The sequence below is a fragment of the Pannonibacter sp. SL95 genome, from assembly GCF_026672425.1.
Classification (GTDB): domain Bacteria; phylum Pseudomonadota; class Alphaproteobacteria; order Rhizobiales; family Stappiaceae; genus Pannonibacter.
In genome coordinates this window covers 752,402-778,936 of the sequence record NZ_JAPPRC010000004.1, presented here as the reverse complement: position 1 = coordinate 778,936, position 26,535 = coordinate 752,402, and the positions used below count along the sequence as shown (strand labels likewise).

The following is a 26,535-nucleotide window of genomic DNA, read 5'->3' as shown; positions in this document are numbered from 1 at the left end:
CCCTTGCGGACGCGGCCTCATCGAGATCCTGGCCTTGCGGCCGAAGGTCTTAGCGGAACAGCGACAGGATGTTCTGGCTGCTCGAGTTGGCGATCGACAGGGCCTGGATGCCGAGCTGCTGCTGGGTCTGAAGAGCCTGCAGACGGGTCGATTCCTTGCTCATGTCGGCGTCAACCAGCTGGCCAACGCCACGATCGATGGCATCGGTGAGGGCCGTCGCGAAGTCCTTCTGCAGGTCAACGCGCTTCTTCACCGAACCCAGCAGGGTGGCTGCGTTGGTGATGTCACCAAGGGCAGCGTCCACGACCGAGATCTGGTTTTCCAGCGTGGTCAGGTCCGGCGCAGAGTCGGTCAGGGCCGAGATGTTGATGGTCGACACCTTTGCGGTGGTGCCACCAACGGTACGGTCCTTGTCGAGAATGCCCGACTGGTCGGCGCTGTCGTACAGTTCGGTCTTGGTGATGTCGATCGCGATCGTGTCGATCTTGATGGCACCGCCAGAGCGAGTGAACGAGCCAACGACCGTCTTGGTCGTGTTGTAAGATGCAGCGCCGGAGTTGACCGACAGCCAGTTCTCGCCGTTGAATACGGACGAGTCTGCAATCGTCTTCAGCTGGCCCTGCAGCTCGGTGACGTCGGACTGGATCTTGGCGCGGTCAACACCCGGCTGGCGGGCGGCGACGAGCTTCGACTTGATCTCGTTGACGACATCAACGGTCTTGTCCATGGCCGTGTACATGACGTCCACCGTAGCAGCGCCGAGACCCAGGGCGTCCTTCACTGCGGAAAGAGCCATGTTGTCAGAACGCATGGTGGTTGCGATCGACCAGTAAGCGGCGTTGTCCTGGGCCGAAGCCACCCGGTAGCCGGTGGAGATGCGGTTCTGCACCTGTGCCATCGACTTGTTGGTGGAGTTCAGCGTCTGGAGCGCCGTCATGGCGGATGCGTTGGTCATCAAGCTGGACATGATAAGTCCCTTTCATATTGGAAGATCTTGAAGGGGACATACCGGGCTTTCACCGGTACGACAGGGCGGCGTCATGCCTTTGAACGGTGTGTTGGGTTCCGTTCAACCTGTCGTGAGTTCAACCTAGACCGGCATGCTTGCGCGAAGCTGACCAGATGTGAAGCGGATGGAGTTTTCAAGTTTGCGGTGAGACGCAGGTAGCGCGTCGTGATCACCTGGCCGTCCCGGTTCGCATCACGGGTTCGGCTGGACCAAACATCCCCCCAACGACCGTCATCCCCGCCTTGTGCGGGGATCCGAACAAACGGTTCGGGCCAAGCCATGATTTCGCGAAGTGCACCGAAACCGAATGGATCCCCGCACAAGGCGGGGATGACCCTGGAGGTGGATATACACCGCCCCGGAATGCCAAAAGGGCGAGGCATTGCGGCCTCGCCCTGGGTCGTGTCAGGATTTTATTTGCCAGCTAAATGAACGATCTCACCAGGCTGCCGACGAGGAGGTTCCAGCCGTCAATTAGGATGAAGAACAGTGCCTTGAACGGTAGGGAAATGACGGTGGGTGGAAGCATCATCATGCCCATCGACATCGTGATCGTGGCGACGATCATGTCGATGACCAGGAAGGGCAGCGCGATGAGGAAGCCGATCTCGAAGCCCCGGCGCAGTTCGGAAATCATGAAGGCCGGGATCAGCACCCGCAGCTCCACTTCCTGCGCGGAATTTGCCTCGCCCTGCGTCACGCGGCCAGCGGCAAGCTCGTCAAACAGCACCAGATCCTGCTCACGCACCTGGCTGAGCATGAAATCGCGGAACGGATCGGTGATCCGGTCATAGGCCTCAACCTCGGTGATCTCGTTGTTCATCAACGGCGCCATGCCGTCCTTCCAGGCCCGGTCAAAGGTCGGGGCCATGACGTAGAAGGTCATGAACATCGCCAGCGAGATGATGATCAGGTTGCCCGGCGTTGTCTGCAGGCCGATGGAGGAGCGCAGGAACGAGAAGGCGATGGAAAAGCGGATGAAGCTTGTCACCATGATCAGGATGCCCGGCGCGACGGAGAGGACCGTCAAAAGGGCCATGACCTGAACAATGCGCCCTGCCGTGCTGCCTTCTCCTTGCGGGATCAGGCTGGAGAGATCAGGCAGGGCGGGAACGGACTGGGCCGCAGCCAGCGACGTGCCGGCCAGAAGGAACGCAAGGGCAAGCCAGAACCGCGTCATTGCACCACCAGGGATTCGAGAATGAGTTCGCGGACCTTGCCTTCGGAGCGGGCGATGGCGCGCTCGTTGAGGTCTTCCCGCAGATGCTGCAGTCCAGCCGCGCCCTCGACATGGGCGAGGGTGATCGTGCGCAGATAGGCGACGATATCTTCCTCGATATGTCCGGCAAGGACACCAGGGTCTTCGACGCCGGTCTCGTCCAGCACGATGGAAACCTGAACCCGGATCCAGGCGTCCTGCGGACTGGCGAGGTTGGTGACCAGTGGCTTCAGTGAGCGCAGCTGCGAGACCATGTCATAGACCGGCTTTGCCGGAGGCGGTGTGGCGGCCGCCTCGGCGTCGACTGCGCGGCGAACCGTATCGGTGAAATACAGCCCGGCAACGGCGCCGACCCCGACCGCCAGAATGGTCAGGAGCAGCAGGGACCCCATGAATCCGGCCGTGCCTGCGCTGCGGCCTGACGAGGAAAAATCGGCATCAGCCATGTCTGGTCTCCGTCGAAAGCCGGCCATCAGTAGGGCACCACCGCATCGTAAAGCTGCTGGCCCCAGCCCGGCTGCTGAACTTCGGAGATGCGGCCACGGCCGCCATAGGAGACGCGGGCCTCGGCGATCTTGTCGTATTCGATGGTGTTGTTGCCGGCGATGTCCCGCGGGCGGACGATGCCGGAGACGTTGAGCACACGCATCTCGAAGTTGACGCGCACTTCCTGCGACCCGGAGATGACAAGATTGCCGTTCGGCAGCCGGTCGGTGACGACCGCAGCGACGGAGAGTTCGATCTCCTCCTTGCGGTCGATCGACCCGCGCGAGGCGGAGTTGGACCCCGAGGTCCCGTCAAGCGAGGCTTCGCCGGCAATCGACTTGCCATCCCAGCCGGCCGACAGTTCGCCGCCAAGGCCGATGGTCGAGTTGCGGCCGCGGTTGGAATTGTTGTCCAGCGTCGCCTTGTCGTTGATGGCGATGCGGACGGTCAGGACATCGCCCACCCGGCGCGCGCGGGGGTCGGAGAAGAAGTCCTCACGGCCACCGACCCAGAGCGAATTGTAGTCCTTGCGCGCACTGGGGCTGAAGGTGTTGAGCGGATAGACGGCAGCCGGCTGGGAGGCAAGGCCGTACCCGACGGGCGACATGGTGGGTTCGCGGCCGAGATCCTGAAGCTGGCCGGCGCAGCCGCCGGAAAGAAGGCCCAGCGCGAGCACGGCCCGGGCAGACATGGACAGTCGCATCAAAGGCTTCCCTCAGCTTCGGATTTCGTCAGTCCGGCCATGGAATGGGTGAGCTGGGCTGCGCGGGCAGGCTCCATCTCGTCGAGGATCTGGCTGGCCGCGCGGGCGTTGAGCTTGACGAGCACGGCCACCGCCGTGTCCTCATCGAGGGTCGCGAGCTGCGCGGCGGCAGCCTCCGGCCGCATGCGCTGGAAGATCGAGACAACGTGCCCCTCGACCTCGCTCAGCACCTTTTCCCGCCGCTCGACCCAGGCCTCGTATTCGGCCCGTTTCTGTTCGAGTTCGCGAATGCGTACCTTCACCTTTTCCTCAAGCGAAATGAGGTTCCAGGTCTGCCAGGCCAGGCGCGCGTCGTTGGCGGCGTTGCCGGTGTTGCGACAGTACATTTCCGCATCGGACAGCCCGTCCTCCTCCAGCACCACCGCCTGCGGTTTCGGCATCGGAGTGTTTTGCGCAAGGGCAACGCCTGGCGCGAACAAGGTCGCGGCGGCGAGCGCCAGACGCGGCAAGAGCAATCGTGAGCGGGGGCCATGCCGCGCGGGCAGGCAAGACTTGCGGACCATGGGGAGGGACGTCCTTTCCTGTCGCTGTTGCCCATGACTATGGCCTGTGAGGCTTGCGCGGGGCTTGGCCGGACAGGATTGCGATCAGGGGCCAGGAGACCAAGAAAAAGCCCCGCACCGGGGGTGGTGCGGGGCTTTTTCTTGTTGGGGCGCGGGAGATGGACGCCGAGGGCTGCTGCTACTGGATCACCAGATCCGCCTGAAGCGCGCCGGCCGTCTTGATGGCCGTCAGGATGGCGATGATGCCGGTGGGTTTCAGGCCGATGCGGTTGAGGCCGCGCACCAGGGTCTGCAGGTCGGTGCCGCCAACGATTGCCAGCTGACCGCCCGTCTGTTCCGCGTCGATGAAGGTGCGCGGGGTCACGACGGTTTCGCCGGTGTAGGAGAACGGCTGCGGCTGGGACGCTTCCGGGGCTTCGGTGATGCGGACAGTCAGGTTGCCGTGGGTAACGGCGACGGTGGAGACCTGCACATCGCGGCCGATGACAACGGTTCCCGTGCGCTCGTCGATGACGACGCGGGCAGGCGTATCCGGCTGGACCAGCAGACCTTCGATCTCGGCCATGAAGCGGGTGACATTGACCTTCTTCGGCGGGGTCAGGTCGATGGAACGATAGTCCCGTTCCTTAGCTGCATTGACGCCATAGGTTGCCTTGGTGTGGCGGTTGATCGCATCGGCAACCCGGACAGCGGTGCGGAAGTCCGGATTGGACAGCTCCAGCACGAGACCTGGAATGTTGGCGAAGCGGTCGGGCAGATTGCGTTCGATCAGCGCGCCGTTCGGGATGCGGCCAACGGTCGGAATGCCCTGTTTCAGGCTTTCCGCTTGACCGGTTTCCGAAAAGCCGGAGACTGCGACCGCGCCCTGTGCAACGGCATAGACCGAGCCATCAGCGCCCAGCAGCGGGGTCGCCACCAGGGTGCCACCGGCAAGCGACGCCGCATCGCCCAGCGATGAGACGCTGACGTCAATGCGCGAGCCCTGGCCAGAGAAGGGCGGAAGCGTCGCCGTCACCACCACGGCCGCAACGTTTCGCGTGCGCAACCGGGCATCGCGGACGTTGACGCCCATGCTGTCCAGCATCGACTGCAGCGATTGCTCGGTGAAGGGGGAGTTGCGCAGCGTATCACCGGAGCCCTGCAGGCCCAGCACCAGCCCGTAGCCGACAAGCTGGTTGTCGCGCACACCCTGCAGTGTGGCGATGTCCTTGATGCGGACCATCGCAGACACGGGCGTTCCGGCAAGCGCGCAGCAGACAACTGCCGCCAGCGCGAGGAAAATTCGGCGCATGTTCAGTTTCCTATCAGGATGGATCCGTCGGTCTGGACCTTGCCGGTGACGATCAGGCCGCTGTCGATGTTGCGCACGCGGACAAACGCCCCGACGGTGCCGTTCTGCAGCGCCTCAGCCTGAGCGATGATGAAGAGACCGCCCTCCTGGAACACCAGCCGGGCCGGCTCGCCGCGCTTGATCACCACATCGGGCGCAATGGCGGTGGCTGGCACCGGATGACCGGGCTGCAGCGTCCGGCGCGCAACCTTGCCGACCATTTCCTGGCGGCTGGTCACGACCTGGAAGCGCCGGGTGGTCTGCTCGGGGAAGCGCCGGATGATGATCATGTCCTCGCTGATAACATCGCCGGGTTGCACTGTGGCGCGCGGCACCGGCAGATCGATGTTGCCAGCCTTGGCCGCGGACAGGGCGGCGGAGGCCGCCATGCCGGCGAAGAACATGCAGATGAACAGTCGCACGAACATGGCGCGCCTCCCTGTCAGGTCCGCGCTCAGCGGATGCCCTTGGTCACGACGCCCGCCATGTCGTCGGCGGCCTGGATGACCTTCGAATTCATTTCGTAGCCACGCTGGGCCGAGATCAGCTCGGTGATTTCCTTCACCGGATCGACGTTGGAGGCTTCCGTGTAGCCCTGGCGGACGATGCCAAAGCCAGGTTCGCCGGCAACGCCGCCGATGCCGACACCTGAAGCTGCCGTTTCGCGGAACAGGTTGCCGCCGATGGGCTCGAGGCCGGCATCATTGGCGAAGTTGGTGAGGGTGAGCTGGCCGAGTTCACGCGGATTGACCTCACCGTCGAGCTGGGCAAACACCTGACCGGACTCATTGATGATGATGTCCGTGGTCTCCGGCGGGAACAGGATCGCCGGCTCGACCGTGTAGCCATCGAGGGTGACGAGGCGGCCTTCGGCATTCTTGTTGAAGGCGCCGGCGCGGGTGTACAGGGTCTCGCCCTCCGGACCCGTGACCTGGAACCAGCCGCGACCGTCGATGGCCATGTCCAGCTTGTTGTTGGTGCTGGTCAGCGTGCCCTGCATGTGCAGCTTGCGAATGGCGGCGGAGCGCACGCCAAGGCCGAGCTGCGCGCCTTCGGGAACCGGATCCTCACCGCCCCGGTTCGGGACGCCCTGCAAGCGCTCGGCCTGGTAAAGGAGGTCCGTGAACTCGGCCCGCGCACGCTTGTAGGCGGTGGTGTTCATGTTGGCGATGTTGTTGGCAATCACCTCGACATTGAGCTGCTGCGCGCTCATGCCGGTCGCCGCAATGGCAAGGGCTTTCATGTCACTCTCCGTATCCTGAACGTCGAAGCGTGTGGCTTCAGATCGTCATGCGGCTGATTTCCTGGTAGGCGGAGACCACCTTGTCGCGGATGGCGATGGCGGTCTGGAGCGAGGCTTCTGCGGCCATCACGGCCTCGACCACCTGCTGTGCCGACGCCTTGCCGCTGATGCCGGAAATGGCTGCGGCCTCGCCCTCCTTGATCTTGTCGACCACATCGGTGGAAACCTGCGCCAGCGTGTCGGAGAAGCTTGCCTCCCCCACGCCGTCGATGGCTGCCGCCGGGGCCGGACCCGAGACGTAGCGGGTCTGCGACACGCCGGAGGTGATGCCGTCCGAGGACACCTTGGTCAGGGAAGAGATCTGGTCGATCATGGATCAGGTCCTCAAAAGATCGATGGTGCGCATGACCATGGAACGGGCCTGCGTCATCATCTTCAGGTTGGCTTCATAGGAACGGTTGGTCTCACGCATGTCGGCCATCTCGACCAGCGTGTTGACGTTCGGCATCTTAACGTAGCCCTGGTCGTCGGCGGCCGGGTGGCCCGGGTCGTATTCAACGGTGAACTCGCCCTTGTCGGAGCCGATGTCCTTGACCTTCACCAGATTGGCGGAATAGGCCCGGTCAACCTCGCTTTCGAAAGTGATCGTCTTGCGGCGATAAGGGTCGGCGCCCTTGGTCTTGCCAGTCGACTGGGCGTTGGCGAGGTTTTCCGAGACGACACGCAGCCGCTCGGACTGCGCCTGCAGGCCGGAGGAGGAAATCTTCAGGGTGGCGGTCAACGGGTCGATCATCGCTTAGCCTTTCAGGCTTGCCAGGTACATGCGGTGGAAGGATTTGACGACGGAGGTGGTCAGCGCATGGTCACGTGCGACCTCGCCCGCCTTCATCAGCTCCTGTTCAAGGCTGACGCTGTTGCCGGAATGCGAGACCTGCCAGGTGTCAGCCTTCTCCACCTCGGCGGGATCAGGGATCTCGGCGGCGCTGCCCATGTGGGTGCCATGCGTCGCAGTCATGGCGAGGCGCGTGTCGCTGAAGACGACGTCAAAGGATTCAATGTCGCGGGCGGCGTAGCCCGGCGTGTCGGAGTTCGCCACGTTCTGGGCGATCGTCGCCTGACGCACAGCCAGCCAGTCATTATGCTGTGAGGCCAATCTGGTGAGGTAGACCGGTTCCACGTTTGCTCTCCGAAACGGTGTCTTTCCGGTCTAAAGGGGTAACGCTTCAAGCTTGCACGAGGCTGGCCATGGGGCCGGTCAGGGTGCTGGCGATGGTTCTGGGATTGCGCGGTGCCGCCGTATGGGCTATTGCGCACGTCCTTTGCGGATTTGCCCTCCCGGATTGGCCCTGCCGGCCAGCCGAGTTCCGCCCTGCTCCTTCCCGCAATGAGGTCTTTCCATGCGCCCGGCTCTTGGCCTTGATTTCGGCACGTCCAACACCGTCCTTACCGCCGTTAACAGCGGCGGACAGGCCAGCAGCCTCACGTTTGGCGCAGGAGCTGAGGAAGTGGACAGCCTGCCGTCTGTGCTGTCATTCCTTGAGCCCCTGCGTGACGAGGCCGCCGACGCACGCGCCGATGTTGGCCCCTGGGCAATCCGGCAGTTTCTGGATCACACCGGCGAATGCCGCTTCCTGCAGTCGCTGAAGACATTCGTCGCGAGCAAGCTGTTTCGCGGCACGGGGATCTTCGGCAAGCAATTCGATTTCGAGGATCTGCTGGAGACCTTCCTGCGCCGCGCCGGGACTCACCGCAACGAGGCGCTGGACGCAGGCGGCGCGCGTCTTGTCATCGGCCGCCCGGTCACCTTCGCTGGCGGCGCGCCGGATGAGGCGCTGGCGATGCAGCGCTATCGCAACGCGCTCTCCCGCTTCGGTTTTTCCGATGTGCTGTTCGTCTACGAGCCGGTGGCAGCGGCCTTTGCCTTCGCCCAGCGCCTGGAAGGATCAGCCACGGTGCTGGTTGCCGACTTCGGCGGTGGCACGACCGACTTCTCATTGATGCGCTTTTCCCGCGACGGCGGACGCCTTGCGGCGGAACCGCTTGGACATGGCGGCCTCGGCATCGCCGGTAACACGCTGGACTACCGCATCGTCGACAAGGTGATCCTGCCGCACCTCGGCAAGGGCAGCCAGTATCGCAGCATGGGCAAGCTGCTCGAGGTGCCGCCAAACCTGTTCTCCAACTTTGCGCACTGGCATCTGCTGTCGGTGTTCAAGGCCTCGGCCGACTATCGCGAGCTGAAGAAGATGCTGTCGTCCTGCGTCGACGACGACAAGATCGAGTTGTTCATCGAGCTGGTGGAAACCGACCAGGGCTACCCGCTGTACAAGGCCGTGTCGGAAGCCAAGGCCCGTCTGTCATTCGCCGAGGAAACCGAGATCCGCTTTGCGCCCATCGGAGCGAATTTCTGCGAACGCGTGACCCGGGCAGACTTTGACACGTGGATCGAGCACGACCTGCAGCGCATCGACGAAACACTGATGCGGACACTGGACGAGGCCGGGCTGCAGCCGGGCGACGTGGACAAGGTGTTCCTCACCGGCGGCACATCATTTGTACCGGCAATCAGAAGCCTCTTCGCCCGCCGCTTTGGCGCTGACCGTCTCAGCGGCGGTGAAGAATTGTCGTCTGTCGCCAAGGGTCTGGCCCTGATTGGCGCGCGCGAGGACGCCGAAAACTGGACCGTCGCAGCCTGAGCCGGCTGATGACCCAGCGGCCAATCCGTCATATTGCCGATATAATTAACTTGAACAGAATCGAGGCGAGGCTTAAGGGAAATACCCGCGCAGGTTTAAATTCCTCACAGGAAGCGAGGACATCATGGCAGCAGAGCCAATTCTGGGGTTCGGATTTTACATCAATCCGCAGAAGAGTTCCTACGTGATCGAGTTTGCCATGGCGCGCAACCGCGAGAAGCACCGTGTGACGTTTGACGATGTGACCACCTTTGGCCACATCGCCCAGCTCGTCAACAACGCCTCCCATTTCGCGTTCGATCCCGAAACCGGCGAGATCCAGATCGGCGGCGGCCGCCTGCCCAGTATCGCGATCTAGGTCAGGGCCGTCGCGCGCGACACTCAGTCCTCTTCCTCGTTCATGTCGATGTCGGCCATCAGATCGGCTGCGATAGCCTGGATGGCGTCATGCAGCCGCGTGACGTTGGTGCCAGCCGGCAGACGCAGGTCAGCAGACGCGCGGAACAGCATTTCACCCGACATCGAGCCCGGCGCGACCAGCGTTTCCAGCGTTTCGATGCTGACGCCTTCTGCTGCGATCACCCGCGTCACGGCGCGCAGGATGCCCGGTTGATCCTGGCAAACGAGGTCGAGGCGTACAATCCGGCCCGGCTCCGTAACATCCGGCATGCCGGTTCGCAGCGTAACGGCAATGCCTTCGCTGGACAGGGCAGCAAGCGCGCTTTCGAGCGTCGCTGCGCGGTCATCGGGAACTTCAAAGCTGACAATGCCGGCAAATTCACCGCCAAGGCGCGCCATGGAGCTTTCCAGCCAGTTGCCACCTGCTGCGGAGATGACATCGGCCAATGCATCCACCAGACCGGGGCGATCCTTAGCAATCGCGGTCAACACCATGTGACGGCCCATCAACGACTTCCTTCTGCGCGACACCGCTCAAATGCGGCCTGATGCGACCATATCGCCGGATTGCGACAGGGGCACCCGGGAATTGCAATTATTTTCCGAAGGTCTACCCGCCCCCGTCTCTCAAGAAAGGTCAAACGCCGGATCGACTGGCACCTGCAAGGCAGTGGCGAGGTGATTGGTCTTGCCCGCCAGACCGACAATCGCCAGCAGCTCCCCATGCTGTTCGAAGGTCATGCCCTTGGCCCGTGCGGCAGCCGTGTGCGAGTGAACGCAGTAAGAGCAGCCATTGGCAACGGAAACGGCGATGTAGATCATCTCGCGCGTCAGGGGATCGATGCTGCCGGGGGTCGCCATGACGGCCTTGACCTCGGCCCAGGTGCGTTCAAGCCCTTGCGGGTCAACCGCCAGCGCGCGCCAGAAATTGTTGATGAAATCCGAGTTGCGCGTCTGGCGGATATCCGCGAACACCGCGGCAACACGGGGGCTGGCGTCAGCATCGCTAACCAGAGTGACGGTGGCCATGTCGTTCCTCCTGAGAGATCGTTCGGCACCAGTCTAGATCAGCTCCGGCCCGGCGGGATACGGCGGAACCTCCACGAAGCGCCGTTTGTGCGAATGTTCCTCCAGTCGGCGTTCGATTGATCGGAGGCAGGAGGCCAGTCGAGGAACCCGCGCGCACAGCTGACAGGCCGGCGCGCGGGGAGACGTCAGCGCAGCGCGCGGCGCAGGGCCGGCAGGCGCGAGACGAGAAGCAGGTCAATGGCGAGCACCGCAATCATCGTCAGACCGGCGAGCGGGAAGGCGAAGGCCACGAGCAGCATGACCAGCATCGCGGACCGCCACTGCGGCATGTCAGCAGGCACCTGCGGCGGCAGAAGACGCAGGGCAGCGCCCTTCGGACGGCGCATCCACCACATCACGATGCCCGAAACGGACATGAAGATGACAGCAAGGCAGAAGACGGTGTTGAAGGCAACGTTCCACCAGCCCATGTCCCCCTCATGCAGGGCGATGCCGATGGCCATCGCCTTGGCAGGAAGGCTGTAATCGGCGTAGGCCGCAACGGCGATGATCTTGCCGGTGTACTGGTCGACATGCACGGTGCGGTCATCGGCGGGGTTGCCGGTGTCGTTGCTCATGCTGTCCTGCGAAAGGGACCAGACGCCGCCTTCCCCCTTGGGGAACGCCATCTGGAAACGGCCTTCCATGCCGATGGCGCGGGCCAGCGCGGCAATACTGTCCGCGTCGACCTTCGCGCCAGCAGGAACGCCCGTGACACCGACGTCAGAGCCGGACGCGGGCATCGGGGTCTTTTGCAAGCCCCAGGAGACGTCGTTGCCGCCATGGTTCATCGAGGCATGGGTGACGTCGGACAGGGGCACGTTGTCCCACTTCTCGGCCGGGAAGGTGCTCCAGGCCTGGACATACTTGTCGCCCCAGATGCCGGCCCAGGACAAACCGGACAGCAGGAAGACAACAAGAACCAGCGAAATGTAGAAGCCGATCGAGACATGCAGCGACTTCATCAGCTTGCGGCCGGCAGCCCGCAGATCCGGCAGCAGAACCCGGGCCAAGCCCTCCTCACGCGGCCACCACATGTATAGACCAGTGATGATGAGCACGATGCCGAAGCTGGCTGCGATCTCGATTAGCCGGTCGCCAAGATCGCCGATCAGCAGGGTGCCGTGAATATCCGACGACAGGTCATAGAGCCCGGCACGGCGCGGCCAGCTCTCGAGCACTTCGGCGGTGTAGGGATTGACCGCAACGACGGTCGGGCCCTTTTCGCCGTCAACGCGCACAAGTGCCGTGCCCTCGGCCGATCGCGGCGCGATGTAGTGGCGGATTGTCGCCCCGCCATTGGCAGCACTCGCCGCCTCGACTTGCGCTGAAACCGGCGCAAGCGAGGCACCGGGCGTGACCGTGAAGCGGTACTCGCCATCGCGCCCATCCAGGACAGCAGTCCACAGCATGATGAGGCCGGTCACGGCGAGCATGATGAGAAACGGCGCAACATAGAGGCCGGCATAGAAGTGCCAGCGCCAGGCAGCGCGATAAAAACTTGCTGATGAATCAGTGGCCGCGCTTCCGGCGCCAGCCGGGGCGGAATCAGTCGTCATATCAGTCATTGCTGAACCTCTTGCATCCAGGCTCTAGGGCATGGCGCGCGCCATTGCGGCAGACCTGGGCTTTTCAGATCGGGCTTGTGAGGTCAGACAAGAGCCGGCGGGGCGCGTGCCCCAAGAGGCCGCAGGGAAATTGCAGCCAAAGCCCAGGAGAGGCCCGGAAAGGCAAGCGGACGCGCCTGCGGAAGCACATCCGACAGCGGTAGCGAATTGTCCGGGGCCGCCAGGGCAAGACCAACCGCAAAAATACAGGGCGAAGCGTGATCACTTTCGCGGTGATCATCGGTCGGCCAATCCGCGCCCGTAGGGATTTCCGCGCCGTCGGCATCAAGCGTTATGGTGCGAAACCCGTCCGGGCTGTCGGGACTGCAGATGACGATGGTGAAACGCCCGTCATCAGTGACGCCGGGCATGAAGCCGGACGGGACGAGCGACCAGAGCAGGACAGAGAACAGCGTCAGCCACGCGGCAATGCCACGCAGCCCTGCATGTCTCCAGACATCCTTACGTGATGTGCTCAACGCCCTGCCCCTCATGTCAGGTCTCTAGCGTATGGCTGCGCGCGCGGCAATCCAAAGCCTGTGCAACGCGCTGGCGGCCTCAGCGCTGCCAGCTTGCAGGACAGGCAGGGATGACGCACAAAGGCAGCTTGAAGTGGGCTCAAGAGCTCCAGGACCCGCGCCATGCGTCCCGACATGCGGATCTGGCGGCAGGAGGAAGACGGGCATGGTTCGCCGCGTACAACCGACACCAGCCAGGCCGGGCCGGAAGGCCGGAGGCAGCTATGGCGGCCCGGACCTGCCAGGACCCGGGGACGAGTACGGTTCTCCGGATGGCACCGAACAGAAGGCTGGGCCTTCCGCTCGGCTGTCTGCACCGGCAGCCTCCGGCCTGCGGTCGCGCGGGTTTCTGTCGCAAGGCGGCTCGGCTGATGGCGAGGCACCACGCCGTGCGCGCGGGAAGAAAACGCATGCCGTCGTCGTGAGCGAACCAACAGGAGCCGGCCCCGCCCCTCGCCCAGGTGACCTCTCCATCCGTGCAAAGCGCCTGCCCTCGCTGCGCGACGAGAAATCGGGCGAGAGCTGAAGCCGATCCGGAAGGAATGCTGCGTGACTGCCTGCCCTGTTGTTCTTGTGCTGACAGCGGATGCCTTGCCGGTGGCTCGGCGGATTGAAGCCGTCCTGCCGGGAGCCAGCCTGCATGCACTCGCCGGACGGATCCCCGAAGCAGACACCCAGTTCAGTGAGACACTGGATCATGTGCGCAGCCTGTTCTCCGCCTATGTTCCCATCATCGGCGTATGTCCGGCAGAACTGCTGATCCGCGCCATTGCGCCCCTGCTCGAAGAGGGCCGGGGGGCTTCGCCTGTCGTGGCCGTGTCGACGGACGGGCAGTGGGTGGTGCCGCTGGTTGGCTGCGCCCATGGCGGGAACGATCTGGCGCGGCATCTGGCGGATCTTCTTGGTGGGCAGGCGGCGGCGACTTCAGAGGCCGCCCGAGGCTTTACACTTGCGCTGGACCGGCCACCGCCGGGCTGGCGGCTGGCCAATCCGCAGGACGCACGCCCGGTGATGGCGGAGCTGCTGGTTGGTGCTCCGGTCCGGATCGAAGGCGATGCGCCCTGGCTCACGCGTCTGGGTCTGACGCTGGATGATGGTGCCGAGATCTCCCTCTGCGCCACAACGGAACCGGTCGCGGGATCCGCAACCTGCCTGGTCTATCACCCCTGCCGCGTGGTGCTCGGCGCCGGTACAAGCCGGGGCTGCGCACCGGACGAGCTGATTGCACTGGCGATGGACGCAATTGCAGAGGCCGGGATCGCGGCAGGGACCGTGGCCGTGGTCGCGACCCTCGAGCGCAAGGCGGACGACCCGGCACTGCGCGCACTGGCCCGCCATCTCGGTGTACCCTTGCGCGTTTTCTCCGCCGAGGAGCTGGAGCGGGAGACGCCTCGTCTGGCCAATCCTTCGCAGACGGTGTTTGCCGAGACCGGGTGTCATGGCGTCAGCGAAGGTGCTGCGCTGGCAGGCAGCGGGCCGCACGGCGTGCTGATCTTGGACAAGCGCAAGAATGGACGGGCGACTGTTGCCCTTGCCGCCGCGCCCGGGTCTCTGGTTGGTGCCGAACTAGGCCGGCCTGCAGAAGGGTAAGCCGAAGCGCTGGGGCGGTATCACGTGGCGATCAGGTGGGCGAATGAGCCCAGCACCGAGCCTTGAACCAGCCCCATGTCGGCCAGCGGCTCGCCCTGGGCATCGGTCGCGCCGAACAGGCGTGCGGCGCTGCCTTCCTGCTGGATGCTGGCGTAGTGGAACTCATGTCCGGTCAGGTGCGTGCCCCGCTGCAGTCCCTTGAAAGGCAGATCGACCAGCGCGGTCAGGCGGCGGTAGCCCAGATGCAGGCGACGGGCCGCAAAGCTTGTTTCCAGCGGCAACAGGTCGGCCATCTCGTGCCTGTCGCCGACGGCATCGACAATGCCCCGGCCGAGGACCATGTAGCCGCCGCATTCGCCGAACACCGGCACGCCACGCCCGGCCGCCTGCTGCAGCGAGGCAAAGAAGCGCCGGTTCGACGCAAGGACACCGGCATGCAGCTCCGGATAGCCCCCGGGCAGATAGACCGCGTCGGCGTCTTCCGGGACCGGCGCGTTGGCCAGGGGTGAGAACGGCAGGATTTCAGCCCCGGCGCGCTGCCAGCCGGCCAGCACATGCGGATAGGCAAAGGAAAACGCAACATCGCGCGCGACCGCGATCCGCTGGCCTGGCGGTGGCAAAAGCAGCGGAACGTCCGCTGGAGCACAGCGGATCGCAGTAGCCAGCGCAGCGAGTGCGGAGAGGTCCACGGCTTCGGCCGTCAGCCGGGCGGCTCCGTCAATGAAACCGGCGAGGTCTGCATTCTCTTCAGCTTGCACCAGGCCGAGATGGCGTTCCGGCAGGGCCAGCGCATCGCGGCGGGGCATCGCACCGAGCACGCGCATGCCGAGTGGCGCCAGCGCCTTGCGCAGCATGTCCTCATGACGCGGGCTGCCGACCCGGTTGAGCAGTACGGCGGCCACGTTCACATCGGCCCGGTGATCCCGGAACCCGCGCACAAGTGCTGCGACGGATTGCGCCTGCCGGCCGCAGTCGACGACCAGAACCACCGGAATGCCGAGGGCTGCCGCAACATCAGCGGCACTGGACGAACCGTCGTTGGCGCCATCGAACAGCCCCATCGCGGCCTCGACAAGCAGGAGATCCGCGCCGCACGCCTGTCCATTCGCGAGCGCCTGCAGAACGGCTGGAGCCATGGCAAACGGGTCGAGATTGACCGAGGCAGATCCGCTGGCAGCCTCATGGAACTTCGGGTCGATATAGTCCGGCCCGCATTTTGCCGCGCGGACCCTTAGTCCCTGCTGCCTCAGGGCCGCGAGCAGGCTCAGCGTCAACGTGGTCTTGCCGGAGCCCGAGGTCGGTGCGGCCAGCATGAGAGCCCTACCAAACGGACCAGCCCCGGCAGCATCGGTCATTCAGCCGCACCAAGAGCTTGCAAGGGATCACCGAGGCCGAGCGGGTCGCCCGTCAGCGAGCGGCCGGCCAATGCGCCCAGCCAGTCCAACCCAGCGCGGAGCCGGACAACTTCCCCGACACAGACAATCGCCGGAGGCTCCAACCGGGCAGCTTCCGCATCTACAGCGCAGCGGGACAGGGTTGTTTCCAGGACGCTCTGAGTCGGAAGGGAGGCATTGCACACGATGGCCACAGGTTCTTCACCCGACCGTCCACAGGTCATGAGTTCGCCGGCAATCTGCGAAAGGTGCTTCATCGCCATATACATGACGATGACGGGCGAGCCTTCTGCAATGCCCTTCCAGTTGATCGCATCCGGCGCAAGGCCGGTCTGATCATGGCCAGTCAGGAACGTCACCGCCTGATTGGTGTCACGGTGCGTCGCCGGAATGCCGGCATAGGCCAGACCGCCGATCCCGGCTGTGATGCCCGGGATGACGCGGAACGGGATACGGGCTCCGGCCAGCGCCAGGGCTTCCTCGCCGCCGCGGCCAAAAACAAACGGATCGCCACCCTTCAGCCGCAGCACGCGTTTGCCGTCGCGGGCGTAATCGATCAGTTTCAGGGTAATGTCGCGCTGCTTCGGGCTGGGCTTGCCGCCCCGCTTGCCAGCGAAGTCCAGCACGGCGCCCGGGCGAGCAAAGGACAGGACACTGGCATCGACCAGCGCGTCATAGACCACAACATCCGCCTGACGCAGGCCGTTGAGCGCATGCAAGGTGATCAGACCGGGATCGCCGGGCCCTGCGCCGGCCAGCCAGACCCAGCCCGGCTCAAAGGTCGGCAAGCTGTTGGCTAAGGAGAATCCAGTCAGATCGGTGTTCATCCCTGACATTTTAGCCCCCTCGACGCGTGAGGCCAAGCGGGGAAGCGGCACCGGGCCTCCCCCAAAACGACAGGGGAAGGCGGGAAGCCAGCAAACCGTTAGACTGGTGATTGCTCAGAGAATAGGCGGGAGACGGCGGCGGCCCTCAAGGGCGGCAGACCGTTTGGCTTCGGCACGCAAGCGCCAGACGGCATAGAGGAACCGGTAAATGCCGACCGTATAGCGCTTGCCGAGCCGGCGAGGCTCCTGCATGAGACGGAACAGCCACTCGAGGCCTGCCTCTTGCAGGAACTTCGGCGCACGGACAACGTCGCCCGACAGAAAATCGAACAGCGCCCCCACCCCGATGCAGATCGTCGGATTGAGACGGGCCCGGTTGTCGACGATGAACTGCTCCTGGCGCGGATTGCCCATGGCAACGAGCAACAGATCCGCCTTGGCCGCATTGATGTCGGCGATCACCTCGTCGAGATCCTCGGGCCCGAAGTAGCCATCGCGGTAGCCGGCGATGTGGTGGCCAGGGTAGTTTTCCTCGATATGCTCGGCGGCGCGGGCGACCGGTTCCGGTTTGGCACCCAAGAGATAGATCCGCAGTGGCAAACCGATCGTGTGCAGGACATATGGGATCAGGTCCGTGCCATTCAGATTGGCCGGAAACCGCGAGCCGGTCAGGGCACGGTTGGCGATATCGACGCCAATGCCATCATTGAACAGGGTCATGCGCGACAGCGTCCGGGCATAGGAGGGGCTGTCCATGGCCTGCAGGACGGTGTTTGCGTTGCAGATGCCGATATCCATCTTGATCCGCAACAGCAAAGCACTGCGCATCATGTCGACAGCCTGAGGGCGCGTCAGCTTGTGAATCCCAAGCGGACCGATCCGGGTAATTCCAGAACCTACTGGAGCTCCCAACTGCAAGCTGGACATCAACATTCTGGCCTCGCCTGAATTTATTATTTTCCTTGGCTCAGAACGATGCGCCCCAGCGAGTGAAGAACGAATTAAACTGAAATTCATCTTAGTATTACTGTAAATCATACCTGAATATACTATTTCAGTTTTTACGTGTCACGTTAACCTTTGTTTAAGGTTCTCGACGGGCAAGCGCAACCACCCTGTCGAAAATTCTGATGCACTGCGGGACGAAGTGGGAATTTGCCAGTTGTTAATCATGTTTGCCCATTCTCGCAGCGATGTGGACGCGCACCGGACGCGACCGGGTTTTGCATTCCTTGGGCCTCGCCGTCGGTGCTGGGGCAGTTGCGTGAGCGGTCACTGACAATGGTCGAAGTCTCTGACATTCCTGCAATTCTGGCGCGGAAGCTGCGCTGGCTGGTGCTCGTGCCGGCTCTGTTCGTTGCGCTTGCCCTTGCGTATGCCCTGGTCAGAACCCCGCTCTACAGCGCTGCGGCCGAATTGCTGGTCGAGCCGCCAAGCCTGCAGATCCTGGGCAAGGACTTTTCCGGCCGGGAGGGTGCATCGCCGCTGGAAAGCCTCGACGTTGACAGCCAGGCTTATGTTGTGATGTCGAACCCCGTCCTCACACAGGTGGTCGAAAAGCTGGACCTGCAAAAGGATCCGGCCTTTGTCGGCCCGGGGCTCAAGCAGCGTCTTTTGCCCTTCCTGTTTGCCAGCAAGGACAGCGGCGACAATCTTCCAGCGGTTGTCGAGGCCCTGCGCAAGACGTTGCAGGTCAGCCGGGTGGACCGGACCTTCGTGTTCCAGATCATCGCCACGCATCCGAACCGGATCAAGGCGGCCGAGATCGCCAATGCGACGGCACAGGCCTATCTGGACGAGACCCGAAAGGCGCGCTCGGAAGGGATGCAACGCACCAGCCAATCACTGCAATCTCAAGCCGATCAGCTGCGCCGGCAGGTGGAACAGGCGGAAGCGGCTGTCGAGCGCTACCGCGCGGACAATGGCCTTATCGCGACGACACAGCGCGGTCTCGTCGAGGACCAGCAGCTGCAGGACCTCAACACGCAGCTGACCCAGGCCCGCGTCGACCTGGAGAAGGCCAAGAACACGTTTGACCTCGTCCGGGGCCTCAGCGCTGCCGATGTCGAGGCCGGCGGCGTGCCCGTCGATGTCAACAACACAGTGCTGAGCTCGTTGCGAGTGCAGTACGCGACCCTTGCCGAGCGCGAGGCACGCGCGTCGACGACGCTTGGCGCAAACCACCCGCAGATGCGGGAACTCGCCGCCCAGATGCAGAACACGCGCCGGATGATTTCGGACGAGCTGTCGCGGATCCAACGCAATATCCGCTCCGACTATGAGCGGGCGCAGGCAAACCTGTCAGGACTGGAAGCGCGGATCGGTCAGCTGAAGGTCGCAAATTCCGATCAAGCCAAGGCGCAGATCGAGTTGAGGCAACTGGAGGCAGACGCCGAAACGAAGCGCGGTGTCTACCAGTTGTTCATGAAACGGGCGCAGGAACTATCCGAGCAGCAAGGCGTCGAAGCAACAAACTCCCGCATCCTGTCTGCCGCACAGCCACCCTTGTCTCCGGGAGGCCCTTCGGCCCTCATCCTTGTAGCGGCGGCCGCGATTTTCGGCATCGTGCTGACTGCTGGCATTGCCGTCGGGCTTGAGATCCTCAGCGGCCGGCTCAATTCCGAGCGGGAGCTGGTCGACTGGACCGGCGCGCCGGTTCTCACGAACCTGTCCCTGCAACCGGGCGGATCAAGCCGCAGGGGGCTGTTTGGCCGCACAAAAGAAGCTGCACCAGGCGCACTCAGCGGCGACGCCGAAATGGGACTGACTCGGGTCGCCTATGCCTTGCGATACGCGCTTGGCGAAGACCTGCCGGCCAACATCCTGGTGCTGAAGACCACAAACGCCGTCGAAACGCTGGCGATCACCCGGGGCATTGCTTCCTCGCTCTATGACATGAACGAGGAAGTCCTGTTGGCGCAGGCCCTGCCCCAGGCAACACGCGCCCAGGACGCGCGCCAGATCTCTGGTCGTCGGCGCGGTGAGACAAGAGGCAAGGACCTCGAATCACGGGGCACGCGCCACGCGGCCCCACCGCATGCCCTGTCCCGCTATGTGAGCGTCGAGCGGGTGGACGACCGGCGAAAATATGCAGGATCGGCTCTGTTCACCGAGGAAGGTCAGGACTTCCTTCTCATCGACTGCGGTTCGACGGAGAGCAATCCGATCCTCCCGGTGCTGCTGAAAAACTGTGACGCCATCGTGCTGGTCAGCCAGATCGGTGTGACGCGGATGGCCGATCTTGATCGGACGCTGTCCTACCTGCAGCCGTGGCAAGAGCGGGTGATTGGCAATGTCGTTCTCGAGGCCGCCTGAAACCCGCCTGACGCCTGCGACAGCTGCTCCGCCAGCCGAGAGGGGACCGATCTGGTTCCTGCTCGTCACCGCTGTCATTTTCGGCACACTGCTGTTCAATCTGGGCCTTGCCTTCGTCAATACGAAGGTGATGGGCATTTCGCAGAACCATGTGGTGCTGTGCGAACTGGCGCTGACAGGGCTCGCGCTTGGCCTCGCGATGACCCGGCGCGCCGGTCTCTACACGTTGATTACCCTCTATCTGGCCTACATGCTGATGCTGATGGCCTTGCGGGCCCAGCTGGATCTCAAATCGATCCGCGACGCCCTGGTGCCGATCATCTTTTACTTCGTTGGCCTGCAGATCCAGGACATCCGCAAGGTCGACAAGCTCGTTCTCTGGTCCGCCCTCGCCGTACTTGCTGTCGGGATGGTGGAGTTCCTGTTTCTTGACCTGTATCTCGCCAACGTCAACATCTTCGATTACTACGTCGCGCGTGGGACGATCACAGCAGACACGAATTTCCTTGGCGAGGACAACGCGCTGTTTCACAGCGGCGTGCGCTACGGCGGCCGGAATTTCTTCGGCTTTCTCGGTAATCACCGGGTGTCTTCGGTGTTTCTCGAACCGGTATCCATGGGCAACTTCGGGGCGTTCCTGGTGCTTTGGGGCGTGTTCCGAAAGGACATGCATCATCGCTTCGTGCTGATCGGCATTGCCTTTACGCTGATCATCCTGTGCGATGCGCGCTTCGGCATGTTCGTGTCCCTGCTGTTCTTCCTCGTAGCGCCGCTGCACCGGACCACGCCGCGTCTCCTGATGTTGCTGGCCCCGGTTGCCATCGTCGTTGCCCTGATGATCTATGCCGCCGCCGCCAACCGGATCGGCTGGGACGACACATTGACTGGCCGCTGGCTGTACTCCGGCCAGCTGCTGATGAAGCTGGACTGGTATGGGCTGCTGGGGATCTCGACCAAGGCAACGTATCTGTCGGACAGTGGCTATGCTTTCGCCCTGTTCCAGACCGGCGCCGTCGGGCTTATGGCGCTTTGGGCCATCTACATCTATGCGCCGATGGCCAATGATGAAGGCTGGAAGTTCAAGGTTCTGCTGGTCGTTTACATCTGCCTGCTGATGATCGTGTCCTACTCGCTGTCGACGATCAAGACGGGCGGGCTGCTATGGCTCTGTGCCGGCGCTGTCGACGCCTGGCGACGGGGACCCACATCTCCTGTGAGCCCGAAGATGCACGCATCCCCAGCATCTTCCGTGCGAGACTTTCTCACGAACCGGTGGCGCAAGCGGCCAGGCAATCTTGCCCAGCCGAATGCGATCACCGCCCGGCGGATGCCGAAGACTTCGCGCCTGCTGTCTGGCCGTCAGCCGAGAGCGCTGCGGTAAAAATCCTCGTATTGCTGTGCCGTTTGTGCCCAGCCATGCTGCGCAGCTGAAGCAATCGCGGCTGCCCGCAGTGCGAGGCTGTCATCGCTGAGGGATGCGAAGGCAGCTTCAACCGCACCCGCAGCACCGGACGGGTCGGCAAACCCCGACAACCGAACAGGGGGGTGTTTTCGAGCGAGCGACCGGAACGCAGCGTTCGGCTCGACGATCGGCAGAAGCCCGGCACTCAACGCCTCGATAAGGGCAATTCCGAAGCCCTCATATTCCGAGGCGCTGACGAAAAGGCTGCAGCGCTGCATCACATCCCTGATCTGGTCATTCGATGGGCCAACGTGCAGCTCGACGACACCGGCCAATTGGCGCTCAGCGATCATCTGGCGGATGTCAGCTTCACTCCAGTCGGACGAGGATCCGGCAATATGAAGTCGCCAGTTAGGATCTCGCCGGGTCAGCAATTGCATCATGTCGAGCAGCAGATCGAGGCGCTTGTTGTGCGAGAAACGACCGATGGTGATGAGGCCTTTCACAGGCCTGATGGAACTCGCAGAGCCGAACTTTTCAAGATCGGCGCCATTCTCGATCAGCCGCACGCGCGAAGGAGCGATTTTGTAGAACTGCGCCAGATCGCTCTCGCTGCAACAGGCGATGCCGCGGTACCGACTGGCTGAGGCCCGGGTCATGGTGTTGAACCAGACATTTTTCAGCTGCCTGTAATTGGCGGTGTGAAAGAAGCCGCCATGGGTCGTCGCAACCATAGGCGTCCGCCGGGCCAGAGACGTTGCCGCCAGAAAATCGAAGAAGAAGTCCACCGCGTGGACATGGATCAGGTCTGCACCATCAAGGCAGGACAGAACCGAAGGAGCCAGAGGATAGCGAGGCGAGCCACGGAATGGAATGCGCCGGACCTCGACGCCGTCGATGACATCATGAGCAGGCAGAAGCTTGTCCGGCTCGATAAAGAGCCGATCCAGCGTGACGACGCGCACCTTTGCAAAGTGCCCGGATTGTTGCCGGACCAGATTGCGCACGAAATCCTCAAGGCCTCCGATCATCGGGTAGAACTGCCGGACCACGTGGACAATCGTCCGGTCGTGGAGCTGGGAACCGGGCACGGCAGCTTGCGGAGAGCCTGCGGGCAAACTGGTCATGTCAGGTCTCCTTGGCCGTCAAGGGCAGGAACATCGAATGGCGGACCGAACCGGGTGGCGAGCGCACGGAAGACACCATTGGCGCCGGCGAGCGCGTGGGCGACAGGCGCAGCCGGGACTTCAGCGTTCTGGCGCGGCAGCAGGAATGGGGCGGCCGCCTGCGCAGGAAACAGGGCGCCAGGGTCAGTCGTGACCGCACCGCGAAAGCCCAGCTTGCGGACAATCTCGGCCTCACGCGTGCCGCCGATAGACGGTGGGCCATAGGGATAGGCAAACCAGCCAACCGGGCGGCCGAGCAGGGTTTCCAGGTAGCGCTTGTTCTCGCCGATGTCGGCCGCAACTTCATCCGGGGACAACAGACGCAGGGCACGGTGCGTTGTCGTGTGCGCACCGATCTCGATCAACGGATGCCGGTCAGCCGCCTGCACACCGGCTTCATCGAGTGCGAGGCGATCAACCAGAGCAGGCATCGACACGCCATGCCTCGCGAACAGGGACCCAAGGTCAAGCGCACGCGAGAAGTCCTGCCAGACCCAGGCGGTCATGCAGTCGAGCGCCGCATGCTTCGCTTCAAAGCTTGAGCACTGCAGCCGAACGCCCATCGGCTCCATATCAATCGTGTCACAGGTCAATGCCAGTTCACGCAGGGCAAGCCACCAGGCATTGATCGACCTGTCCACCATGCCCGTTGGCACGAAGATCGTGGCGGGTGCGGAGTATCGCTGCATCACCGGCAGTGCCAGATCGATGTTGGACCGATAGCCATCGTCGAACGTAAGCGCGGCGAAAGGGCGGGCCGCTGGATCGTGGAGACGTCTAAGCGCCTCGTCGCAAGTGACAAAGTCACGGCCAGAGGCTTTGAGCGCCGCCAGAATTGCCTCGAAATCGGCGATAGAGCAGCCCTGCCCCAAGGTGTCGCGCGTCGAGGTCACAAATTCGTGGAACATCAGCAGGACACCCTGCCCGCCATAGCGCCGGCCAATCAGGCGATCAACTCCAGACGAAACGAGAAGGCTGGACACGCCCGCCTTCACGGCAGCCTTCAAGCGTACCTTTGCCGTCACCTTGGGGGTGAGGGTAAGCATGCTGCTCTCCTGTCGGACCAATGACACGGCAACTTGCATCCTTGTTGCCCTTCAAACTCCGCAAAGCATTACCCCTTTGCTTTTAAATATTGTTTTAAGGCGAGTTGGCGTTTTCTTAATTCAATTCTAACGTTAATTTTTTAAATCTACAAAAACAACTCATGATTAACGTCAATTAGTACAATTGGTTACATTGTTTTGATTTAATTAAATTCACTCTGGAATTACCGTTCCTCAACACTCCCCCATGTAAGAATGGCTCAACATAGATTGATAGGGGGATACTGACCGAGATGCGACTGCTGATGGCCTGCGCCGCCTTTCCTCCGAACCTGCCTGGTGGCGCACAGACCTCCTCCTTCATGCTGGCCAAGATGCTGCAGGGCCAGGGTATCGACGTGACTGTGGTCAACGTCGGCGAAAAGGCTGGGCTTGATGAGGTCGAGGGCATTCCTGTCCGGCGGATCGCCAGCCCCAATATCTATTGGGACTATCTGAAACGCCGGCCAAACTGGAAGAAGCCAGTCTGGCATCTGCTCGAGAATGGCAACCCATTTGCGCTGTCCGCGATGCGCCGGCAGATTGCTGCTGTGAAGCCGGACATGCTGATGACCGTCAGTATCGAAAACATCAATGTCGCCAGCTGGGCGGCCGCCAAGCTGGCTGGCCTGCCCGTCGCCCACACGGCGTTCAACTCGTTCCTGATGTGCTGGAACTCGGTGATGCAGAAGAACTCCGAAAACTGCACTAGGCAGTGCGGCTCCTGCAAGGCAAGCTCACTTGGAAAAAAATTCTTCACCCGCTATGTTGATGGCGTTGTCGGAGAAAGCCAGGACGTTCTGAACCGTCATATGGCAGAAGGATATTTTCCGAACGCGGTGATGAAACGCATCCCCGCGGCCCTGTCGCGCCTGCACGCCACCGCTCCGCGTCGCTTTCCGACGGATCGTCCGCTCCGGGTCGGTTTCCTTGGGCTGTACAGCCATTTCAAGGGCGTTGCCTATCTGGGTGACGCCGCGCGGATGATGCCAGCAGACGCAAATGTAGAGTTTCATATCGCCGGCGAAGGCGCTGAACGTGACAATTACGGCGAAGAAGTCCGCTGCAGGTTCCCTGCAGAGCGCACAAAGTTCTATGGCTGGGTCAAGGCGGACGAGTATCTCTCCCAGATCGACGTTCTCGTCTATCCTTCCATCGGACGCGAGGCATTCGGCCGTGCGTCCATCGAAGCATTTGCCCATGCAATTCCGGTGATCTCGACCAGCATCGGCGGTGTTGCCGAAAACATCATCGATGGCGTCAACGGCTTTCATGTTCCTCCGGCAGATGCTCGGTCGATCCAGGAAGCCATCCTTCGTATCGCGGGGTCGCCTTCGACCTACGAGCGACTGTCGAGCGGTGCATTGACCGCAGCAAGAGGCTATCTGCCGGCAACACTCGGTTTCGAGTTCCAGTCATTCCTTGAGACTGTTGCTGCAAGACACCAACAGCGCGCGCTGCTGGCGAGAAAGGTCATTGCCGTATGAGCACGCCTGCCAAGTTGCTCGCAAAGATCAACCTGAAGGAGTTCATCTGGTCCTTCATGAGCCGGATCGCGTCTCCGGTCTTGAGCTTTGCAGTGCTGCTCATGGCCAGCCGCGTGCTGAGCATCGAGGAATATGGTCTCTACAATTTTCTGTTTTCGGTCGGCTCGTCGCTGGGGCTCATTCTGGTCCTCGGACAGAATGTCCTCCTGATCAAGCATTTCAGAAGCAACGACGACCCCGCATTTGCGGATCAAAATCGCAGCCTTCTGTTCATGAACATGGCCTGGATTTCCAGCGGCATCGGTGTAATTCTCGTCGCGGCGGCAATCATCCAGTTCTTCGCTCACGGCTTTCCACATCATTATGATGCATTGCCGATTGCATTCGTATTCGCAGGCATCTTCGCTGTCAGCGAATACATGCAGTATTATTTCCGGATCAGAGGAAATATCGGCCTTGCCCTGACCCCACGCGAGAACATCTGGCGCATTCTTTGCCTCGTAGCGTTGCCAGTCTCCGCCTATACGGGCTTCCTGACCTCTGGTGCACGAGCGATGGAAATCATCACTCTGCTGTTGCTGATCGTTGTCAGCTATCAGGCATTCCGGCTTGTGGGCATCGAGGGTCTTGGCTTTCTGCGTCGCAACGCCTCGACAACTGACACCGAAACCCGGGCGATATGGACGAAGGAAAGCCTGTTTTTTACAGCCAACAGCTTCTTCGTCAGCGCATCGCTGTACCTTGAAACGATCCTGATCGGCATTTTCCTTAGCCTCGAGGCGGCCGCATTCTATTTTGTCGCCTTCCGACTTGCGGCGCTGCTGATGCTTCCGGTCTCCATCATCGACACGATCGGCGTGCCGATGGTGTCTGCTAAATTGCAGGCACGCGACATTCCCGGAGCTCAAAACCTTGTCTCATTGCTCTCGGCGGCGAGCTTGGGTGGCACTCTTCTCGCGTTCGGCTTCATGTTGCTGATCGGGAAATTTGCCCTGTCTTTGTTCGAGCCAAGTTTCGCGGACCACTTTGAAGTCCTTGCTGTCCTCTGCCTTGCCCCGGTCACCCACGCATTTTTCGGTCCAGGCACCAACCTCATGATGATCGGTGGTGGAGAACGTTACTTTCTGATCTCGCGCAGCTTTGTCTTCGTCGTCTACGTTATCTCACTCGTGCTGCTCGGGATCTATTTTGGGATGATCGGGATCGCATTTGCCGGTCTGGTCCACGGATTGGCTGTCCTGATCATTTGCCGAAACTGGACACTTCAGCATGTTGGCGTCGACACGATGGCATCGACGGCGCTCGGACTTTTCCGGCACTGGCGAGAGACAAGATCCAACACGCAACCCAAGAGACCGACGTCATGACTGGAACGAGGTTGCTCGGTCGGATAGCGGTTTTGTTGCCGATCGCTGCGGTTCTGATCGT

At 62.4% G+C, this 26,535-nt stretch carries 27 protein-coding genes; 7 read left to right on the top strand and 20 right to left on the bottom strand.

The window, feature by feature from the left end:
• Positions 1-49: 49 nt before the first annotated feature.
• From OVA12_RS14220 to flgB, 11 genes are all read right to left on the bottom strand, one after another.
• Complete coding sequence (locus OVA12_RS14220; RefSeq protein WP_268138382.1) at positions 50-967, bottom strand: flagellin N-terminal helical domain-containing protein; 918 nt, start codon at positions 965-967, stop codon at positions 50-52.
• A gap of 466 nt (positions 968-1,433) precedes the next feature.
• The gene (gene fliP / locus OVA12_RS14215) at positions 1,434-2,189 is read right to left on the bottom strand and encodes a flagellar type III secretion system pore protein FliP (RefSeq protein ID WP_268138380.1); all 756 of its coding nucleotides are present in this window, start codon (positions 2,187-2,189) and stop codon (positions 1,434-1,436) included.
• Complete coding sequence (locus OVA12_RS14210; RefSeq protein ID WP_268138377.1) at positions 2,186-2,674, bottom strand: flagellar basal body-associated FliL family protein; 489 nt, start codon at positions 2,672-2,674, stop codon at positions 2,186-2,188. Before OVA12_RS14210 ends, fliP begins: the two co-directional genes overlap by 4 nt.
• A gap of 26 nt (positions 2,675-2,700) precedes the next feature.
• Positions 2,701-3,417 (bottom strand): flagellar basal body L-ring protein FlgH, encoded by a 717-nt coding sequence (gene flgH, locus OVA12_RS14205; RefSeq protein ID WP_268138374.1) that lies wholly within the window; start codon positions 3,415-3,417, stop codon positions 2,701-2,703.
• Positions 3,417-3,980 (bottom strand): MotE family protein, encoded by a 564-nt coding sequence (locus OVA12_RS14200; RefSeq protein ID WP_268138371.1) that lies wholly within the window; start codon positions 3,978-3,980, stop codon positions 3,417-3,419. The genes flgH and OVA12_RS14200 overlap by 1 nt, the downstream gene beginning before the upstream one ends.
• 178 nt (positions 3,981-4,158) lie before the next feature.
• The gene (flgI, locus tag OVA12_RS14195; protein WP_268138369.1) at positions 4,159-5,271 is read right to left on the bottom strand and encodes a flagellar basal body P-ring protein FlgI; all 1,113 of its coding nucleotides are present in this window, start codon (positions 5,269-5,271) and stop codon (positions 4,159-4,161) included.
• 2 nt (positions 5,272-5,273) lie between these two features.
• Positions 5,274-5,738 carry a flagellar basal body P-ring formation chaperone FlgA gene (gene flgA, locus OVA12_RS14190; RefSeq protein ID WP_268138366.1) on the bottom strand — a complete coding sequence of 155 codons (465 nt, stop codon included), beginning with the start codon at positions 5,736-5,738 and terminating at the stop codon, positions 5,274-5,276.
• Between the two features lie 26 nt (positions 5,739-5,764).
• Positions 5,765-6,553: a flagellar basal-body rod protein FlgG gene (gene flgG, locus OVA12_RS14185; protein ID WP_268138363.1), complete on the bottom strand. Its 789-nt coding sequence runs from the start codon at positions 6,551-6,553 to the stop codon at positions 5,765-5,767.
• Between the two features lie 37 nt (positions 6,554-6,590).
• Positions 6,591-6,926 carry a flagellar hook-basal body complex protein FliE gene (locus tag OVA12_RS14180; RefSeq protein ID WP_268138362.1) on the bottom strand — a complete coding sequence of 112 codons (336 nt, stop codon included), beginning with the start codon at positions 6,924-6,926 and terminating at the stop codon, positions 6,591-6,593.
• 3 nt (positions 6,927-6,929) lie between these two features.
• On the bottom strand, positions 6,930-7,346 hold the full coding sequence (flgC, locus tag OVA12_RS14175) for a flagellar basal body rod protein FlgC (protein WP_268138361.1): 417 nt from the start codon (positions 7,344-7,346) through the stop codon (positions 6,930-6,932).
• 3 nt (positions 7,347-7,349) lie between these two features.
• Positions 7,350-7,730 (bottom strand): flagellar basal body rod protein FlgB, encoded by a 381-nt coding sequence (gene flgB / locus OVA12_RS14170; RefSeq protein WP_106752571.1) that lies wholly within the window; start codon positions 7,728-7,730, stop codon positions 7,350-7,352.
• A 220-nt stretch (positions 7,731-7,950) separates the two neighbouring features.
• On the opposite strand from flgB, the gene OVA12_RS14165 reads away from it, so the two are divergent.
• Together OVA12_RS14165 and OVA12_RS14160 are read left to right on the top strand one after the other, a co-directional pair.
• Complete coding sequence (locus OVA12_RS14165; RefSeq protein ID WP_268138359.1) at positions 7,951-9,249, top strand: Hsp70 family protein; 1,299 nt, start codon at positions 7,951-7,953, stop codon at positions 9,247-9,249.
• Positions 9,250-9,373: 124 nt separating this feature from the next.
• Positions 9,374-9,607: a hypothetical protein gene (locus OVA12_RS14160; protein ID WP_268138356.1), complete on the top strand. Its 234-nt coding sequence runs from the start codon at positions 9,374-9,376 to the stop codon at positions 9,605-9,607.
• Positions 9,608-9,630: 23 nt separating this feature from the next.
• On the opposite strand, the gene OVA12_RS14155 is transcribed toward OVA12_RS14160, so the two are convergent.
• From OVA12_RS14155 to OVA12_RS14140, 4 genes are all read right to left on the bottom strand, one after another.
• Entirely contained in the window at positions 9,631-10,155 is a 525-nt protein-coding gene (locus tag OVA12_RS14155; RefSeq protein WP_268138354.1) for a glycine cleavage system protein R, read from the bottom strand.
• 120 nt (positions 10,156-10,275) lie between these two features.
• Positions 10,276-10,677, bottom strand: coding sequence for a carboxymuconolactone decarboxylase family protein (locus tag OVA12_RS14150; protein ID WP_268138352.1), 402 nt, complete (start codon positions 10,675-10,677; stop codon positions 10,276-10,278).
• A gap of 185 nt (positions 10,678-10,862) precedes the next feature.
• Positions 10,863-12,284 carry a PepSY-associated TM helix domain-containing protein gene (locus OVA12_RS14145; RefSeq protein WP_326493912.1) on the bottom strand — a complete coding sequence of 474 codons (1,422 nt, stop codon included), beginning with the start codon at positions 12,282-12,284 and terminating at the stop codon, positions 10,863-10,865.
• 83 nt (positions 12,285-12,367) lie between these two features.
• Positions 12,368-12,802 carry a DUF2946 family protein gene (locus OVA12_RS14140; RefSeq protein ID WP_268138350.1) on the bottom strand — a complete coding sequence of 145 codons (435 nt, stop codon included), beginning with the start codon at positions 12,800-12,802 and terminating at the stop codon, positions 12,368-12,370.
• A 588-nt stretch (positions 12,803-13,390) separates the two neighbouring features.
• Here OVA12_RS14140 and OVA12_RS14135 point away from each other — a divergent pair.
• Complete coding sequence (locus OVA12_RS14135; RefSeq protein ID WP_268138348.1) at positions 13,391-14,431, top strand: cobalamin biosynthesis protein; 1,041 nt, start codon at positions 13,391-13,393, stop codon at positions 14,429-14,431.
• 20 nt (positions 14,432-14,451) lie between these two features.
• Here OVA12_RS14135 and OVA12_RS14130 read toward each other — a convergent pair whose 3' ends face one another.
• From OVA12_RS14130 to OVA12_RS14120, 3 genes are all read right to left on the bottom strand, one after another.
• Positions 14,452-15,786, bottom strand: coding sequence for a cobyrinate a,c-diamide synthase (locus OVA12_RS14130; RefSeq protein ID WP_268138345.1), 1,335 nt, complete (start codon positions 15,784-15,786; stop codon positions 14,452-14,454).
• Positions 15,783-16,661 (bottom strand): uroporphyrinogen-III C-methyltransferase, encoded by an 879-nt coding sequence (gene cobA / locus OVA12_RS14125; protein WP_268138343.1) that lies wholly within the window; start codon positions 16,659-16,661, stop codon positions 15,783-15,785. The genes OVA12_RS14130 and cobA overlap by 4 nt, the downstream gene beginning before the upstream one ends.
• A 105-nt stretch (positions 16,662-16,766) precedes the next feature.
• The gene (locus tag OVA12_RS14120; protein ID WP_268138341.1) at positions 16,767-17,483 is read right to left on the bottom strand and encodes a WecB/TagA/CpsF family glycosyltransferase; all 717 of its coding nucleotides are present in this window, start codon (positions 17,481-17,483) and stop codon (positions 16,767-16,769) included.
• A gap of 450 nt (positions 17,484-17,933) precedes the next feature.
• On the opposite strand from OVA12_RS14120, the gene OVA12_RS14115 reads away from it, so the two are divergent.
• Positions 17,934-19,967, top strand: a complete 2,034-nt coding sequence (locus OVA12_RS14115) for a GumC family protein (RefSeq protein ID WP_268138339.1) — start codon at positions 17,934-17,936, stop codon at positions 19,965-19,967.
• Positions 19,945-21,348 (top strand): UDP-phosphate alpha N-acetylglucosaminyltransferase, encoded by a 1,404-nt coding sequence (locus OVA12_RS14110; RefSeq protein ID WP_268138337.1) that lies wholly within the window; start codon positions 19,945-19,947, stop codon positions 21,346-21,348. Before OVA12_RS14115 ends, OVA12_RS14110 begins: the two co-directional genes overlap by 23 nt.
• Here OVA12_RS14110 and OVA12_RS14105 read toward each other — a convergent pair.
• Positions 21,327-22,400 (bottom strand): glycosyltransferase family 4 protein, encoded by a 1,074-nt coding sequence (locus tag OVA12_RS14105; protein ID WP_268138729.1) that lies wholly within the window; start codon positions 22,398-22,400, stop codon positions 21,327-21,329. The genes OVA12_RS14110 and OVA12_RS14105 overlap by 22 nt on opposite strands.
• A gap of 92 nt (positions 22,401-22,492) precedes the next feature.
• Positions 22,493-23,581, bottom strand: a complete 1,089-nt coding sequence (locus tag OVA12_RS14100) for a polysaccharide deacetylase family protein (RefSeq protein ID WP_268138335.1) — start codon at positions 23,579-23,581, stop codon at positions 22,493-22,495.
• 293 nt (positions 23,582-23,874) lie between these two features.
• On the opposite strand from OVA12_RS14100, the gene OVA12_RS14095 reads away from it, so the two are divergent.
• Both OVA12_RS14095 and OVA12_RS14090 read left to right on the top strand, forming a co-directional pair.
• Positions 23,875-25,107 (top strand): glycosyltransferase, encoded by a 1,233-nt coding sequence (locus OVA12_RS14095; protein WP_268138333.1) that lies wholly within the window; start codon positions 23,875-23,877, stop codon positions 25,105-25,107.
• Positions 25,104-26,474 carry a lipopolysaccharide biosynthesis protein gene (locus tag OVA12_RS14090; RefSeq protein WP_268138331.1) on the top strand — a complete coding sequence of 457 codons (1,371 nt, stop codon included), beginning with the start codon at positions 25,104-25,106 and terminating at the stop codon, positions 26,472-26,474. The genes OVA12_RS14095 and OVA12_RS14090 overlap by 4 nt, the downstream gene beginning before the upstream one ends.
• Positions 26,475-26,535 lie beyond the last annotated feature (61 nt).

Bases quoted from the DNA above. Each gene is read 5' to 3' on its own strand.
- OVA12_RS14220 (WP_268138382.1), bottom strand. From the start codon at position 967: ATGTCCAGCTTGATGACCAACGCATCCGCCATGACGGCGCTCCAGACG.
- fliP (WP_268138380.1), bottom strand. From the start codon at position 2,189: ATGACGCGGTTCTGGCTTGCCCTTGCGTTCCTTCTGGCCGGCACGTCG.
- OVA12_RS14210 (WP_268138377.1), bottom strand. From the start codon at position 2,674: ATGGCTGATGCCGATTTTTCCTCGTCAGGCCGCAGCGCAGGCACGGCC.
- flgH (WP_268138374.1), bottom strand. From the start codon at position 3,417: ATGCGACTGTCCATGTCTGCCCGGGCCGTGCTCGCGCTGGGCCTTCTT.
- OVA12_RS14200 (WP_268138371.1), bottom strand. From the start codon at position 3,980: ATGGTCCGCAAGTCTTGCCTGCCCGCGCGGCATGGCCCCCGCTCACGA.
- flgI (WP_268138369.1), bottom strand. From the start codon at position 5,271: ATGCGCCGAATTTTCCTCGCGCTGGCGGCAGTTGTCTGCTGCGCGCTT.
- flgA (WP_268138366.1), bottom strand. From the start codon at position 5,738: ATGTTCGTGCGACTGTTCATCTGCATGTTCTTCGCCGGCATGGCGGCC.
- flgG (WP_268138363.1), bottom strand. From the start codon at position 6,553: ATGAAAGCCCTTGCCATTGCGGCGACCGGCATGAGCGCGCAGCAGCTC.
- OVA12_RS14180 (WP_268138362.1), bottom strand. From the start codon at position 6,926: ATGATCGACCAGATCTCTTCCCTGACCAAGGTGTCCTCGGACGGCATC.
- flgC (WP_268138361.1), bottom strand. From the start codon at position 7,346: ATGATCGACCCGTTGACCGCCACCCTGAAGATTTCCTCCTCCGGCCTG.
- OVA12_RS14165 (WP_268138359.1), top strand. From the start codon at position 7,951: ATGCGCCCGGCTCTTGGCCTTGATTTCGGCACGTCCAACACCGTCCTT.
- OVA12_RS14160 (WP_268138356.1), top strand. From the start codon at position 9,374: ATGGCAGCAGAGCCAATTCTGGGGTTCGGATTTTACATCAATCCGCAG.
- OVA12_RS14155 (WP_268138354.1), bottom strand. From the start codon at position 10,155: ATGGGCCGTCACATGGTGTTGACCGCGATTGCTAAGGATCGCCCCGGT.
- OVA12_RS14150 (WP_268138352.1), bottom strand. From the start codon at position 10,677: ATGGCCACCGTCACTCTGGTTAGCGATGCTGACGCCAGCCCCCGTGTT.
- OVA12_RS14145 (WP_326493912.1), bottom strand. From the start codon at position 12,284: ATGACTGATATGACGACTGATTCCGCCCCGGCTGGCGCCGGAAGCGCG.
- OVA12_RS14130 (WP_268138345.1), bottom strand. From the start codon at position 15,786: ATGACCGATGCTGCCGGGGCTGGTCCGTTTGGTAGGGCTCTCATGCTG.
- cobA (WP_268138343.1), bottom strand. From the start codon at position 16,661: ATGTCAGGGATGAACACCGATCTGACTGGATTCTCCTTAGCCAACAGC.
- OVA12_RS14120 (WP_268138341.1), bottom strand. From the start codon at position 17,483: ATGATGCGCAGTGCTTTGCTGTTGCGGATCAAGATGGATATCGGCATC.
- OVA12_RS14115 (WP_268138339.1), top strand. From the start codon at position 17,934: ATGGTCGAAGTCTCTGACATTCCTGCAATTCTGGCGCGGAAGCTGCGC.
- OVA12_RS14110 (WP_268138337.1), top strand. From the start codon at position 19,945: ATGTCGTTCTCGAGGCCGCCTGAAACCCGCCTGACGCCTGCGACAGCT.
- OVA12_RS14105 (WP_268138729.1), bottom strand. From the start codon at position 22,400: ATGATCGGAGGCCTTGAGGATTTCGTGCGCAATCTGGTCCGGCAACAA.
- OVA12_RS14100 (WP_268138335.1), bottom strand. From the start codon at position 23,581: ATGCTTACCCTCACCCCCAAGGTGACGGCAAAGGTACGCTTGAAGGCT.
- OVA12_RS14095 (WP_268138333.1), top strand. From the start codon at position 23,875: ATGCGACTGCTGATGGCCTGCGCCGCCTTTCCTCCGAACCTGCCTGGT.
- OVA12_RS14090 (WP_268138331.1), top strand. From the start codon at position 25,104: ATGAGCACGCCTGCCAAGTTGCTCGCAAAGATCAACCTGAAGGAGTTC.